The sequence below is a fragment of the Mycobacterium sp. genome (genome assembly GCF_052143115.1).
Classification (GTDB): Bacteria; Actinomycetota; Actinomycetes; order Mycobacteriales; family Mycobacteriaceae; genus Mycobacterium.
Window position 1 is genome coordinate 1 of sequence record NZ_JBKQTQ010000155.1, and the last position, 14,603, is coordinate 14,603.

Below are 14,603 nucleotides of genomic sequence, written 5' to 3' on the forward strand. Positions count from 1 at the left end.
ATCAGCTGGTTGTAGCGCCAGGTGTTCGCGTGCACGTCGAGCAGCCGGCCCTCGGCGACCCGCTGGGCGTGCTCCAGCAATCCGGCCACCTTGTTGCTGACGATGCGGCCGTCCTCGTCGGTCTGCATCGGCAGCTTGTTGGGTTCGAGGTTTGCGGCGGCAACATCGTCTTCCCAGCTGGAGAAAAACACCGATGACCCCGGATCGCCCTGGCGGCCGGCGCGCCCGCGCAGCTGGTTGTCCAGCCGCTCGGTGTTGTGCCGGCCGGTCCCGATGACGTGCAACCCACCCAGCTCGACCACCTTCTCGTGATCGGCCTCGTCGGAGCCGCCGAGCCGGATGTCGGTGCCGCGGCCGGCCATCTGGGTCGACACGGTGACCGCTTCGAGCTTGCCCGCCTCGGCGATCACCCCGGCCTCTTCGGCGTCGTTCTTGGCGTTGAGCACCACCGCGGGAACACCGCGACGCTGCAGCCGCTCGTGCAGCTCTTCGGATTCGGCCACGTCGTGGGTGCCGACCAGCACCGGCTGTCCGGTTTCGTGCTTCTCGATGATGTGGGCAATGATCGCGTCGTTTTTCGCCGCAGCGGTGATGTAGACGCGGTCGGTCTCGTCCTCGCGAATGTTCGGCGTGTTCGGCGGTATCGGTGAGACGCCGAGCTTGTAGAACTGCCGCAGCTGCTCGCCGGCGGCCAGCGCGGTGCCGGTCATGCCGCAGACCGTCGGATACCGGTTGATCAGTGCCTGCACCGTGATGGTGTCCAGCACCTCGCCGGTTTCGGTGGTTTCGATACCTTCCTTGGCCTCGACGGCTGCCTGCAGACCGTCCGGCCAGCGTTGCAGCTGGGCGATGCGGCCGCGGGAGGCGTTGATCAGGTGCACGGCGTCGTCGCGCACGATGTAGTGCACGTCGCGGTGCAGCAGGACGTGCGCGTGCAGTGCGACGTTGACCTCGGTGAGTGTGGTGCCGACATGCTCTTCGGAGTACAAATCGATTCCGCCGAGCTGCTTTTCGACTTTGTGCGCCCCTTCCTCGGTCAGGTGGACGTTGCGGCTGTCGGAGTCGGTGTCGTAATCCTCGCCGGCATGTAGCTCACCGACCAGCCGAATGATCTCCAACCGCGGCGTCTCCCGATGGGTGGTTCCGGCCAGCACCAGCGGGACCAACGCCTCGTCGACCAGCACCGAGTCGGCCTCGTCGATCAGGGCCACGTCCGGGTTCGGCGACACCAGGTCGGCGACATCGGTGACGAGCTGATCGCGCAGCACATCGAAGCCGATCTCGTTGACCGAGCCGTAGGTGACGTTGCATTTGTAGGCCTCACGACGTTCGTCGGCCGTCGACTCGGCGGTGACCCAGCCGACGGTCAGGCCCAGCGCCTCCAGCAGCGGCCCCATCCACTCGGCGTCACGGCGGGCCAGGTAGTCGTTGATGGTGACGACGTGAACGTGCCGGCCGCCCAATGCGTACCCGGCGGCGGCGATCGCTCCGGCCAGGGTTTTGCCCTCGCCGGTTGCCATTTCGATCACGTCGCCGGCCAGCATCCGCAGCGCGCCGAGCAGCTGCACATCGAACGGCCGTAGCCCGGTGGAGCGTTCGGCCGCCTCCCGCGCGATGGCAAGGAACTGTGGGATGTCGTCGGATTCGGCGAGGTCGCTGAGGTCGAGCAGGCCGGCGGCTTTGCGTAATTGCTCGTCGTCGAGGTCGGCGGCTTTCTCGTCGTACTCTCCAGATGCGCTGGCCTGGGCCAGCGAACGGCTTTGATTCTGCTCCGCGCTGGCGCCGAGCAGCCGCCAGAATCGGCTACTCAGGCGGCCCGACGGAGCGTTGGTGGTCTTCGGCACAGATCAACGGTACGTCAGGCGCGTCACGCCAGATTGGAGCGGCGTGGATAGGCGACGGCGGGGTCGGTGAGCACGTTGACGACGGCGGGCAGGCCGCTGCCGAGGGCGCGTATCAACGCTGGCCGAAGCTCACCGGGTGTCGACACCAGCTCGCCGTGCCCACCGAGGGCACGGACCACCTCGTCGTAACGGGTCTCCGGGCGCAGTTCGGCCACCACCGAATAGCCGTACAAGGCTTCCATGGGGTGTTTCTCCAGGGCCCAGATCCCGTTGTTGCCGATCACCGACACCACCGGCACGTTGTGCCGGACCAGCGTGTCCCATTCCATGCCGCTGAACCCGAAGGCGCCGTCGCCTTGCAGCAAGACGACCTGACGGTCGGGCCGGGCCAGTTTGGCGGCCAGCGCATAGCCGGGACCCGAACCGAGGCAACCGAATGGGCCGCTGTCGAGCCACGCGCCCGGCACGTAGCTGTCGATGACCCGGCCCGCATAGGAGCCGAAATCGCCGGCGTCGACAACGATGATCGCGTCGCGTTCCAGCAGCGGCGCCAGTTCGGCGTAGACCCGCATCGGATGCAGCGGGCTGCGGTCGTCGGCCAGGTCGGCATGTTCGCGATCTCGCGCCGTCGTCTCGGCCGCCCGCAAATCGGCGACCCAGTCGTCGTGGCCGGCTCCGCCGGCGTGGGTCGTTTCGCCCAGCGCGGCCAGGGTCGCCGATAGGTCACCGTAGAGACCGGCGGCGATCGGCCGTGGATGGTCACGGTCGGGTTGGGCGCGATCGGCCACGATCAGCTGGGTTTCTGGTCCGAACACCCCGCCGAAACCCAATCGGAAATCCATCGGCACGCCTACGACGATCGCAACGTCGGCCTCCGCCAACGCTTTTGAGCGTGCCCGTGAGAAAGCCAGCGGGTGGTCCGCGGGCACGGTGCCGCGGGCCATGCCGTTCATCAGCACCGGTATGCGTCGCTGCTCGGCCAGCCGCAGCAGCGCCGCTTCTGCGTGACCCCACCACACGTTGGTGCCCGCCATGATCACCGGACGCCGCGCGGCGGCCAGCAGACCGGCTCCCCGCTCGAGTGCGTCGCCGTCGGCCAGGGCTGGTGCCGGCAAGTCGGTCAGCGCCCCGGGGCTTTCGTCGTCGGCGGCGACGGAAAAGACGTGGTCCATCGGGAAGTCGATGAACGCAACTCCCGACGGCGCGCCGACCGTGGCCCGCAGCGCCTCGTCGACGAGCCCGCCGACGGCCTCGGCCGACGGCGCGGTGGCAGCGAATCGGGTCAGCGGCGCCACGAATGGAACATGGTCGATCTCCTGCAGCGATCCCATCCCCCAGCGCAGCGCCGGCGCCCGACCACCGAGAACCAGCAGTGGTGAGGAGTTCTGCTGCGCGGCGGCCATCGCGCTCATCCCGTTGGTCACCCCCGGACCGGCGGTCAGCGCGGCGACGCCCGGCTGCCGCGTCACCTTCGACCAGCCTTCGGCCGCGAAGGCGGCTGTCTGCTCGTGGCGGGTGTCGATCAGCCGGATGCCTTCGCTGCGGCACCCGTCGTAGATGGAGAACAAATGACCGCCCGACAGCGTGAAGATGGTGTCGATCCCGCTCGCCTTCAGCCGACGCGCGACCAGGCGGCCCGCGTGGAAGGTGTCGCCGGCCGCGCCGTTGGTGCTCATCCCGGCAGCCTATCGGCAAGCCTCCGGTAGCTTCCCCGGCAAGCTTTCCGATAGGGCGTCATGCGGGATGCCTCAGACCGCGAGGAGACTTCGTGACTGTTCTGCAGCCGTTCACACCATCCATCGATTGGGGGCACGCGGTGCCCGACTCGTTGTGGTGGATCGCCAGGGCATGGGTGATCAGCGCCGTTTGCGTCGTCGTTGTCTTGGTGGTACTGAGGTTCACCACCACGTGGGGGCGCCAATACTGGCGGATCACCGGCGACTACTTCACTGGTCGGCGGTCAGTCGGGGTGTGGCTGATGCTGGGTGTGCTGCTGCTGTCGGTCGTAACGGTCGTGCGGCTGACCGTCTTGTTCAGCTATTTCAGCAAGGACTTGTACAACGCGCTGGAAACGGCGTTTACGGGCTCCGGTGCGCAGAACGACATTGTCAAACAGTCAGGCGTGCAAGGCTTTTGGGCATCGCTGTGGATCTTCTGCATTCTCGCCGCCATCTTCATCGCCGTGGCCATGCTCGACCTCTACCTGATGCAGCGCTTCATCATCGCGTGGCGGGTTTGGCTTACCGAGCACCTCACCGCTGACTGGCTGACCGGACATGCCTACTACCGGGCCCGGTTCATCGACGAGACAATCGACAACCCTGACCAGCGCATCCAGCAGGACATTGACGTGTTCACCGCCGGTGCGGGCTCCACCCCGAATGTGCCGACCATTGGCACCAGCCAAACCCTGCTGTTCGGCGCTGTGCATGCGGTGGCCTCGGTGATCTCGTTCGGCGCAATCTTGTGGCACCTATCCGGCGGGCTGACCGTCCCTATGCTCCATGTTGAAATTCCGCGCGCGATGTTCTGGATCGTCATCGTCTTCGTGCTGATGGCGACGATGGTCACTTTCTGGATCGGACATCCCCTGATCAAGCTGAGCTTTGCCAACGAGAAGCTCAACGCTGCCTTTCGATATGCGTTGGTGCGCTTGCGTGACGCCGCAGAAGCAGTCGGGTTCTACCACGGTGAGGCAGCCGAGGAATCGCGATTGCGGCAGCGCTTCACGCCGATCATCGACAACTACCGCCGCTATGTCAGCCGGACCATCGGTTACACCGGCTGGAACGTGTCGGTGACCCAGACGATGGTGCCGCTACCGTGGATCATTCAGGCGCCGCGACTGTTCGCCGGGAAGATCGGCTTAGGCAGCGTCGTACAAACGGCGACCGCATTCGGCACCATCCAGGACTCGCTCTCCTTTTTCCGCAACAATTACAATCAATTTGCCGCTTTTCGCGCATCGATAATCCGGTTACACGGCTTGGTCGACGCCAATGCCCGCGGCCGGGAACTACCTGAGGTGACGGTGGAGCCGAGCGACAGCGGATCGGTTGAAATCGCTGCCGTCGAGGTGCGCGCGCCGAGCGGCGAGCAGTTGATCGACCCGCTCGAGGTGCGGCTCGGCCGCGGCGACGCGCTGGTTGTGACCGGGCGATCGGGGGCTGGCAAGACCACTCTGCTGCGCAGTCTGGCGCAACTATGGCCCTACGCGTCCGGCACCCTGCGCCGGCCGGAAGGCGAGAACGCCACGATGTTCTTGTCGCAGTTGCCGTATGTGCCGCTCGGTGACCTGCGTGGCGTGGTCTGCTACCCGAGTTCGCCGGCCGCAATTTCCGATCACGAGGTGCGCGACGCGTTGACCAAGGTGGCGCTCGCCCCGCTGGCCGGCCGGCTCGACGATGATCGCGATTGGGCCAAAGTGCTGTCCCCTGGCGAGCAGCAGCGCATCGCTTTTGCCCGCGTGCTGCTCACCAAGCCGCAGGCGGTCTTCCTCGATGAGGCCACTTCGGCGCTCGACGAGGGGCTGGAATTTGCGCTCTACCAGGTGCTGCGCGCCGAATTGCCGGATTGTGTCGTGGTCAGCGTCAGTCATCGGCCCACCGTCGAACAGCACCATGATCATTTGCTCGAGCTGCTCGGCCAAGGCAGGTGGGAACTGCGCCGGATCGAGCGGGAGCCGGCCAGGGTCTGACCATCTAAACTGCGGCGAGATCTGCGTTAGCGAGAGGGTTCCTCGAACTTTTGCGCGCTGACGTTGACTTCGATGGACTTGTCGTCGCGCATTTGTGCATCCTGGCGGCGTCCTGGCGTGCCAGCCCCATCATCGCGCTGCTGCGGTGCCAGGTAGCTTCGCGGGAAAGTCTTGTCAGGTGGGTTCGACCGACGCCGTGGACTTGGAAGCCAAGGAGGAAGGCGCACCGTGGAGGAGTTGTTCAAGCCATCCATTGATTGGGGCCAGGCACTGCCCGATTCGTTGTCCTGGATAGCGCTGACATGGGCGATCAGCGCGGTGAGCGTGATCGTCGTGCTGGCGTTGCTGCGATTGCTCACCCCTTGGGGCCGCCAGTTTTGGCGAATCACCGGCGATTACTTCATCGGTTCGCACAGCGCCCGGGTCTGGGTGATGCTCGGGGTGCTGCTGTTGTCCGTCGTGGTCACGGTGCGTCTCACCGTGCTGTTCAGTTACCAGGCCAACGATTTGAACTCGTCCATACAGACCGCGGTACAAGGCATGGCTACTGGCAACAAGGCCGTGAAAGAGTCAGGCGTACACGGCTTTTGGATGTCAATCTTGATCTTTTCGATCATGGCGGGGCTGTACATTGCTCGCGCCATATTCGACATCTATCTGATGCAGCGCTTCATCGTGGCGTGGCGGGTCTGGCTCACCGACCGGCTCACCGGTGACTGGCTGGAAGGTCGCGCCTACTACCGCTCCCGGTTCATCGACAACACCATCGACAACCCCGACCAGCGTATTCAGCAAGACATCGATGTGTTGACCGCCGGGGTGGGATCGACACCCAATGTGCCGTCTAACGGCACCAACAGCGTGCTGTTGTTCGGCGCCGTGCAATCGGTGCTGTCGGTGTTTTCGTTTACCGCCATTCTGTGGAACTTGTCGGGCACCCTGAAGCTGTTCGGAGTGAGCATGCCCAGGGCGATGTTCTGGGTCCTGATCGTCTACGTGTTGATAGCGACGATCGTCGGGTTTTGGATCGGGCGGCCGCTGATCCGGCTGAGCTTCCGCAACGAGCTGACCAACGCCGCCTTCCGCTATGCGCTGGTGCGGGTGCGCGACGCCGCCGAGGCGGTCGGCTTCTACCGGGGTGAGAGCGCCGAACGTGTGCAGCTGAGCGCGCGGTTCCGTCCGATCATCGACAACTATTTGCGGTACGTGAACCGGACCGTCGGTTGGTTCGGATTCAACGTGTCGATGAGTCAGTTGATCGTCCCGTTGCCGTGGGTGCTCCAAGCGCCGCGGCTATTCGCCGGTCAGATCAAGTTCGGTGGCGTCACGCAGACCGCGACGGCGTTCAACAACATCTCTGACGGGCTGTCCTTCTTCCGCAACGCCTACGACCAATTCGCAAGCTATCGCGCAGCGATCATCCGGCTGCACGGCTTGGTGGTCGCCGACGAGAAGGCCCGCGAGCTGCCCGAGCTACTGGTCAGGCCGAGCGTCGACGGCGCCGTCGACGTCGAGGGCGTCGAGGTCCGTACCCCGGACGGCGACCAGCTCATCGACTCACTCGACCTGCACCTGTCCGAAGGCGACGCGCTGGTGATCACGGGTCCGTCGGGCAGCGGCAAAACGACGCTGCTGCGGAGCCTCGCCCAGTTGTGGCCGTACGGATCGGGGACGTTGCGGTGCCCCGATGGGCCGAACGAAACCATGTTCCTGTCCCAGTTGCCCTATGTGCCGCTTGGCGATCTGCGGGCGGTGGTGTGCTATCCGTCGTCGGAAGGTGACATCCCCGACACCACTCTCCGCGAGGTGTTGGTCAAAGTGATGCTGCCGCATCTGGTTGACCTGCTCGACGAGGAACGGGATTGGGTCAAAGTGCTCTCGCCCGGCGAGCAGCAACGGGTCGCATTCGCCCGGGTGCTGTTGACCAAACCCAAAGCGGTGTTTGTCGACGAGGCCACGTCGGCGATGGACGAAGGGCTGGAACTGACGATGTACCAGTTGCTGCGCAACGAGCTACCGGACACCATCTTGGTCAGCGTCAGTCATCGCAGCACCGTCGAGCCGTACCACCAACAACGCTTGCGGCTGCTTGGGCAAGGTCGATGGGAGCTTGGCCGCATCGAGAAGGAACCTGTCAGCGTCTGACTTGCCTACGCGCCCTCGGCCCTGCGGGCCGCATGCGCTCCGGCGCGGCGGCCGAAAAACGATCCCTCACCGAGCTGGGTGCCGCTGGCGTATCCCTTGCCGTCCTGGGCGATGTTGGATGCGCACGCACCCACCGCATACAGGCCGGCGATGGTGGTGCCGTCCTCGCGCAGCACCTCGCCGTCGGCCGAGGTGGCCAGCCCGCCGACGGTGAACCCGGCATACATCGCCTTACCCAGCGTCAGATCGTATGCGCCCCACGGTCCTTTGTCTTGCGGCGCAAGGAAATTCGGTTGCTTATGGAAATCGGGATCCTCGCCGCGGGCGGCGTGGGCGTTGTAACGGTCCAGCGTCGCAACGAGATTGCCCTGCGGGATGCCCAGCGCGGCCTCCATCTCGGCAACGCTCTCCCAGCCGTCGATCAGCGGGATCAGCGGTACCTCCGGCGGCTTCAGGTGTGCCTCGTCGACGATCAAAAACGCGGCACTGTCGGGCTGTTCCATGACGAAACCCGATGTGCGCGAGTGGTAGGAGTCCTCGGCAACGAAACGCTGACCGAGCTTGTTGACGATGATGCCGGTCAGCAGGATCGACGGCGGATACGCCGGCGCCGTGATGAAGATCTGATCCATGTGTTGGGTGGCGCCGCCGGCCGAGACGCCCATCCGGATGCCCAAGCCGTCGTCGTAGCTGTTGCCCAGCACGAACGGCTTCTCGGCCAGCTTCGGGGTGTGGGCGGCCACCATCTCCGGATTCATCACGAACCCGCCGGCAGCGATGATCACCGATTTCGCGCGTATCGCGCCGGTGTCGGAGAACTGCTTCCACATCACGCCGGTGACAGCGCCCGACTCGTCGGTGATCAACGCGGTTGCGCCGGTCTCGTAGCGGATCTGCACGCCGAGGCTGGTCGCGCGCTTGAGTAGCAGCTCGACGACCATGCTGGCGCCGCCGGTGTCGCCCGGCACCGGCACCTTGTGCCCGCGCGGGGCCGGTACCGCCTGCTCGAGGAACGGCCAGACCTTCTCGTTGCCGGTGTACATCAGCCCCTCGGTGTTGGGCTGGATCACCGCCTTTCCCGGGAAGTAGCTGCGTTCGAACTGAAAACCCAAGTCCTCCAGCCAGTTGAAGTGCTCGACGCTGCCGTCGCAATAGGCGCGAATCTTCGCGTGGTCGGGTTGGCGCGACACCGAGACAAGATACTTGTACATCTCCTCTGGCGAGTCGGGATGCCCGGTCGCCTGCTGGACCGCGGTGCCGCCGCCGAGGTAGAAGTGCCCGCCGGCGAGCGCGGTGGTGCCACCGGCCGCAGCTGCGCGCTCCAGCACCAGGACCCGTGCGCCGGCGGCGGCCGCGCTGACCGCTGCGCAGCCACCGCCGATGCCGAAACCAATCACGACGACGTCGACATCGTCCGACCACGACGACACGTCGCCAGCGCTGAAAGTTGCTGGTATCGCTGACATCCCGGTGCTCATTGGCGCCGCTCCTCCTCATCGCTACCTCCCCTCGCCGCTACGCGGCTGGGGGTGCCCCAACGCATCGTCGCCGGCGGTGCTCGTTGGCGCCGCTCCTCCTCATCGCTACCTCCCCTCGCCGCTACGCGGCTGGGGGTGCCCCAACGCATCGTCGCCGGCGCGGCTCACCGCTGCTCCTGCTTGATGTAGTCGAAGAACTGCCGCATCTCGGCAGAGAAATGCGCGACCTCCACGAACGGCACCCCGGCCTGCGGGGCAGACAGATAGGCGAACCGCAGACCGCCGGGCATCAGGCCCTGCTGAACCACCGAGGCACCGTGCTCGGCGGCGGCGGACAAGGTGTCCGCGAACTGCTCGAGGCTGTCGGCCTCCACGCAGATGTGGTGCAGACCCGGCCCGCTGTCGCGCAGAAAGTCACTATAGATATTAGGGCCGCGGACCGGTGCGATCAGCTCCAGCTGCATGTCGCCGAGGTAGCTCAATGAAATGCTCGCGACGAAGTCGGCCGGTCTGCCGAGGTAGCTGCAGGTGTCCGGCGCAAAGTGCACGTCGGGCAACCTCACCCACTTTTTGACGCCTAACAGGCCGGTGAGGGCCGTTTCCGTGGCGTCCAAGTTGTGAGTCACCCAGGCGATCTGTACCGGCGACCCGATGGAGAGGCTCATCGCCTCGCAGGATAGCCCAGCGTCTCCCCCGGCAGAAAGGCGTTGCCATCACCCGTCGTGTCAGCCACCGCAGGCAGGAGTTGAACACGTTCTAGTTCGGCGACGACGCCCGGTATGGCGTCGCGTCGACGTCGTGCTGGGTCAGCACACCGACTAGCACCCGAACCTGGGTGTCGAACACCGCACCGGGGTCGCTGAGTGTGTCGGTGCCGTATTGCCCGAACACCTCCAGGCTGATCGCTCCCACCACACCGGCCCAGACGGCGACACATTTGGCAACGACGGGATCGTCGCCGGGGAAACCGAACTCTTGGCGGAGACGTTCGAAATCTGACGACATCGGTTGTGGCGCAGGCGAATTGGTCAGCATGATATCGCCGGTCGCGATACCGGCGGCGACGGCGTCGAACAAGGCGCTGACCACCCGCGTTCCGGGTCCGACCGTCCGCTCGGCGGGGGCGTGGTAGCCGGGCACCGGGCTGCCGTACAGCAGCGCCCAGCTGGCCGGGTGCGCGATGGCCCAGCTGCGGACGGCATGCGCGATCGCGATGACGTCGTCGCTCCACACATCGTCGGGGACTGCGTCGCGGGCGCGATCCACCGCGTCGGCGAGATCGGAGTAGGCGTCGACGAGCAACAACGTCAGCAACTCGTCGCGGCTGGACACGTATCGATACACCGCAGACGACACCATCCCGAGGTCGCGGGCGATGGCACGCAGCGACAGTCCGGCCGCGCCGTGTTCTACCAGGTGGCGCCGGCCGAGCTCGACAATCTGCGCTTCGATGCGCTCGCGTGAGTCGCGCCGCTTGCCCATCGACCCATTTTGGCACAAAAGAGATCGGTGCTCTTGCATTTCCGCTATCGGTGTGGGACGGTCATACCTATCGAGAGCGCCGCTCTCTCGGCCTGAGACGAGGAAGGATTAAGTCATGTCGGTGCGATACGACGAACCCAATGGAGCGGCCCGGGCCGCCAACGCGCTGATCCGCGGGCTGGCCGAGTTGGGCATCAGCATCGCCGGTACCAGGGCGCTTCGCGTGCGCGGCCGCAAAACGGGCAAATTCCGCGGCGTGGTGGTCAACGTACTGACCGTGGACGGCGTCGACTATCTGGTATCCCCGCGCGGCACCACTCAGTGGGTCCGCAATGTCCGAGCCGCCGGAGCCGTCGAGGTCGGGCCGCGCTGGCATCGCCGCCGACGGCGCACCACGGAGGTGGCTGACGGGGCGAAGCCAGACCTGCTGAGGCGATACTTGGACAAGTGGTATTGGGAGGTCAAAGGCCACATTGCGGGGCTCACTCCCAACTGCGGCGATGACGAGCTACGGGCTGCGGCGCCGTCGATCCCCGTTTTTACGCTGGCAAATCCCAGCTGACTTGCTACGTGGACGGACGGCCGGACACTCCCACATCCTCGCGGACTTGCTGCGAGGTGGCCTGCCATGACACCGCAGCCGGGTAGCCGCCCCAGACGCTGTTCAATATTCCGACGATCAGGGTCTGTCCGATAGGGCTGGTGATGTACACGGGTCCGCCGGAATCGCCTTTCTGGCTAATGGCGCCATTCCCCATCGTGAACCAGCCGTTGTTTACCGCCTGGACCGTTCCGCAGGTTTCGCCGGTGACGACGCCGAAGTGACAGACGTTTTCACCCTGCGTGACGACAAGGCCCGGGTCCGATTGCAGCACGCGGCCGCCGGGCAGGATGTTGTTCGCCGCGATGCCGTCGGTCAGCACAATCGACTCGTAATCGGCGATCGCCTGGTCGGTGCCCACGACCGCGCCGTCAGCGGTGTTGGCCCGGAATGTCGCCAATCTGCCAATGACGTTGTTGTCCTTGTCGGTGACGGGTCCGTCAGCGTGGCAATGTCCTGCGGCGAACGCCACCCGCAGCCCCGGGTCGACGTAGCCCAAGGTGCACAGATGCTCGCCCTGGTGGATTTCCATCCCGGGGAAGACGAGCACGGGGTCGGCGGTGGCCACCACGGGAAAACAGGCAGCCAGTATCTCGGCGGTAAGGGTCGCGGCGAACGCGCGAACTGCCGGACGGCCCACCCTCGACTCCGATCCGTCGGGGGCCGGCGCGGCGCCGGCCGGCTATCAGATTACCGACCCGGCACGTGTCGCGTTAAAGCCGGAGAGCCGATCGGTTGGGAGCGCGCCGGCCCGGTCCGGATTCGGCTCCGGGCCGCCGCGCTCCCGATCGCGATCAGGGAATTGTCAGCACCTGTCCAGGCTGGATCAGATCGGGGTTGGCGATGCCACTGGCATCGGCGATGACCTGATACTTGTTGCCGTCGCCGTAGAACCGCTCGGAGATGGCCCACAGTGTGTCGCCGGACTCGACGGTGTAGGTCCGCGCAGCGGGTGTCGGTTCGGGCTCGGGTGTCGGGGCGGCCTCCTCCTCGACGTGCTCGGCTTCGGCTGCCGGGGCGGCTTTTGGCTCCGGCGGTGGCGGAGCATCGGTCTCGGTCTTCGTCGACCATGCCGCTCCGTCGCCGGCGTACAGCACCAGATTGCGGTCGTCCTGCAGGACGAGCCTGACGTTCTTCTTGCCTTTGGTGTCGGTGTGCCACACCGGCTTGTCGGCGGTGTAGACCGCGAAATTGCCGTCGTGCTGTACCTCGGCGCGGACCACGTCCTGGCCGTCGGTCCCGGACGCCCAGATCGCGTGGCCGCGCGATGCCAGCACCAGGTTCCCATCGTCTTGCAACGTCAGGGTGTAGGCCCCGTTGCTTGAGGTAAGCGAGTCACCCTTGACAAGTTTTTGTCCTTCGGTGAGCGTGTCTCCCACTGCATTCTCTCCTCGTGATCGCGGCCCGGGCGAATATCGGCCGGGCGTCGTACAAAAGCACGACGAGGCGGAGCTTACTGATCTTGGCTTTGCCGTGGGGGCTTTCGGCTCGCCGTAATAAAAACGATTGATGAACGATGGCTCACTGCCGATCTGGCGAGCACCGGCGCCTCGGCGGTGGGCTACCGGGACGGCGCCAGCGGGGCGGAGGTCTCGGGCCGGACGACCGCGCGAGGCTGCCAGCCCGGGGGACCGAAGATGTAGCCCAGCCGGTCGCGCAGGCGTCTCGCTGAGCGGAAATCGCGGGCAATAGAGAGATATTCGTGAGTCTGCAGCTTCCAGACATTGAACGTGTCGACCTGTTTGGTCAGCCCGTAATGCGGACGGAACGTCTCTTGCCGGAAAGTGCCGAACAGCCGGTCCCAGACGATGAAAATCCCGCCGTAATTCTTGTCGAGATACTCGTGGTCCATGCCGTGGTGCACCCGGTGATGTGACGGCGTGTTGAAGACGAACTCGAACGGCGCCCACATTCTGCCGACCCGCTCGGTGTGCACCCAGAACTGGTAGATCAGGTTGATCGAGAAACCCACGAAAACCATCCAGGGCGCAATACCCAACAGCGGCAACGGAATCCACATCAAAATTTCGCCGCTGTTGTTCCATTTCTGGCGTAGCGCAGTGGCGAAATTGAAGTATTGGCTGGAGTGGTGGGCCTGGTGGGTGGCCCAAATCAGCCGAACCCGGTGCGCGATCCGGTGATAGCAGTAATACAGCAGATCGACACCGAGAATCGCGATCACCCAGGTGTACCAGCGCGTCGCCGGTAAGTGCCATGGAGCCAGGTACGCATAGATCGCGGCATAGCCGAGCAGGGCAATGAATTTCCAGCCCGCAGTAGTGGCCACGGAAATCAGCCCCATCCAGATGCTCGCCCAGGAATCGGCGGTCAGGTAGGCGCCCGACCCCGGGCGGGCTTCCGCGTTGGCTTCTCGCTCAATGAGTTCCAGTTTGCGGGCGGCCGTCCATTCCAGAATCAACAGCAGGAGGAAAAACGGAATCGCGAACAACACCGGATCCCGCATCTGCTCGGGCAACACCGATAAGAAATCCGCGATCGCACTCACATCCCATACACTACGACGTCAGCGACCCGTGCTTGGCGGCAGACCGGAACTGATTGTCCGGCTTCTCATCGGGCCGTTCCGGCCCGCATCGTCGCCGGACGGGCTAGTCCATGTGCGGAGCGCGGGGCATCCGTTCGTCCTGGTCGCCCGCATACCAGTGCACCGCCTGAACGCCTGGCTGCAGGGACAAGTCTGCGACGAGCTGCTCCAGGCGGGCCGGCGCGTGCCTGCCGCTGAGCAGGTACGCCGTCAACGCGATGCTGTCGTCGCCCGCGCGCCCGGTGTGGATGCCGCGCAGCACGAAGTCGCCGCCGCTGGTGTGCTGGACAATCTGGGCGCGCACGTATTTCTCTTGCTTGGCTCGACAGATCACCTGCACTTGGTACGGCTGGTCATCCTCGTCCTCTTCCACCATGCCGCCGCGGTCGATCAGGCGGCCCAGCGGTCGCCCCAGCAGGTGAATTCCGACAATCGTGCCGGTGGCGATCAGCGCGAACAGCAGATGCCCGCTTGCCGCGAGCACGCCGACCGCGGCTGAGCACCACAGGGTGGCGGCAGTGTTGAGCCCGTGGACGTTGAATCCCTCGCGCAGGATCACCCCACCGCCGAGGAAGCCGACCCCGGACACCACGTAGGACGCCACCCTGGTAGGACTGCTGTCGTTGGTGGCGACCGCATAGAGCACGAACAACGTCGCACCGGTGGCCACCAGCGCATTGGTGCGTAGCCCGGCCCTTCGCGCCTGCCACTGCCGCTCAATTCCGATCAGAGCACCGCAGCCGACTCCCACGCCCAGACGCAACGCGAACTCAGCGATACTCAGCGTCTGCATGACGCGGCTCTCCTTCCT

Annotated in this window: 12 protein-coding genes; 3 read left to right on the top strand and 9 right to left on the bottom strand. The window is 65.3% G+C overall.

Translation table 11 applies throughout. The features are described 5' to 3' along the window. Together secA2 and ACLQI9_RS15800 are read right to left on the bottom strand one after the other, a co-directional pair. The coding region (gene secA2 / locus ACLQI9_RS15795) for an accessory Sec system translocase SecA2 (RefSeq protein ID WP_442391900.1) at positions 1-1,844 on the bottom strand (1,844 nt) is incomplete at its 3' end. Between the two features lie 23 nt (positions 1,845-1,867). Beyond that, positions 1,868-3,520, bottom strand: a complete 1,653-nt coding sequence (locus ACLQI9_RS15800; protein WP_442391901.1) for an acetolactate synthase — start codon at positions 3,518-3,520, stop codon at positions 1,868-1,870. 101 nt (positions 3,521-3,621) lie between these two features. On the opposite strand from ACLQI9_RS15800, the gene ACLQI9_RS15805 reads away from it, so the two are divergent. Together ACLQI9_RS15805 and ACLQI9_RS15810 are read left to right on the top strand one after the other, a co-directional pair. Further along, positions 3,622-5,541 (top strand): ABC transporter ATP-binding protein/permease, encoded by a 1,920-nt coding sequence (locus ACLQI9_RS15805; protein WP_442379321.1) that lies wholly within the window; start codon positions 3,622-3,624, stop codon positions 5,539-5,541. A 228-nt stretch (positions 5,542-5,769) separates the two neighbouring features. Next, positions 5,770-7,686, top strand: coding sequence for an ABC transporter ATP-binding protein/permease (locus tag ACLQI9_RS15810; protein WP_442379316.1), 1,917 nt, complete (start codon positions 5,770-5,772; stop codon positions 7,684-7,686). A gap of 5 nt (positions 7,687-7,691) precedes the next feature. On the opposite strand, the gene ACLQI9_RS15815 is transcribed toward ACLQI9_RS15810, so the two are convergent. From ACLQI9_RS15815 to ACLQI9_RS15825, 3 genes are all read right to left on the bottom strand, one after another. Then, positions 7,692-9,152, bottom strand: coding sequence for an FAD-binding protein (locus ACLQI9_RS15815; protein ID WP_442379319.1), 1,461 nt, complete (start codon positions 9,150-9,152; stop codon positions 7,692-7,694). A 176-nt stretch (positions 9,153-9,328) separates the two neighbouring features. Then, positions 9,329-9,829 carry a VOC family protein gene (locus ACLQI9_RS15820; RefSeq protein ID WP_442379314.1) on the bottom strand — a complete coding sequence of 167 codons (501 nt, stop codon included), beginning with the start codon at positions 9,827-9,829 and terminating at the stop codon, positions 9,329-9,331. Positions 9,830-9,920: 91 nt separating this feature from the next. After that, positions 9,921-10,646 carry a TetR/AcrR family transcriptional regulator gene (locus ACLQI9_RS15825; protein WP_442391902.1) on the bottom strand — a complete coding sequence of 242 codons (726 nt, stop codon included), beginning with the start codon at positions 10,644-10,646 and terminating at the stop codon, positions 9,921-9,923. A 115-nt stretch (positions 10,647-10,761) separates the two neighbouring features. Here ACLQI9_RS15825 and ACLQI9_RS15830 point away from each other — a divergent pair, with 115 nt between their 5' ends. Further along, positions 10,762-11,208, top strand: coding sequence for a nitroreductase/quinone reductase family protein (locus tag ACLQI9_RS15830; protein ID WP_442379310.1), 447 nt, complete (start codon positions 10,762-10,764; stop codon positions 11,206-11,208). 4 nt (positions 11,209-11,212) lie between these two features. Here ACLQI9_RS15830 and ACLQI9_RS15835 read toward each other — a convergent pair whose 3' ends face one another. The 4 genes from ACLQI9_RS15835 to ACLQI9_RS15850 all read right to left on the bottom strand — a co-directional run bounded on the left by ACLQI9_RS15835 (position 11,213) and on the right by ACLQI9_RS15850 (position 14,585). Then, entirely contained in the window at positions 11,213-11,887 is a 675-nt protein-coding gene (locus ACLQI9_RS15835; protein WP_442379308.1) for an Rv1815 family serine proteinase, read from the bottom strand. 154 nt (positions 11,888-12,041) lie between these two features. Further along, positions 12,042-12,626 carry a LysM peptidoglycan-binding domain-containing protein gene (locus ACLQI9_RS15840; protein ID WP_442379306.1) on the bottom strand — a complete coding sequence of 195 codons (585 nt, stop codon included), beginning with the start codon at positions 12,624-12,626 and terminating at the stop codon, positions 12,042-12,044. Positions 12,627-12,808: 182 nt separating this feature from the next. Then, the gene (locus ACLQI9_RS15845) at positions 12,809-13,753 is read right to left on the bottom strand and encodes a sterol desaturase family protein (RefSeq protein ID WP_442379304.1); all 945 of its coding nucleotides are present in this window, start codon (positions 13,751-13,753) and stop codon (positions 12,809-12,811) included. 103 nt (positions 13,754-13,856) lie between these two features. After that, a complete protein-coding gene (locus tag ACLQI9_RS15850) occupies positions 13,857-14,585 on the bottom strand; it encodes an MgtC/SapB family protein (protein ID WP_442379302.1) in 729 nt (242 codons plus the stop codon). Positions 14,586-14,603: the final 18 nt, after the last annotated feature.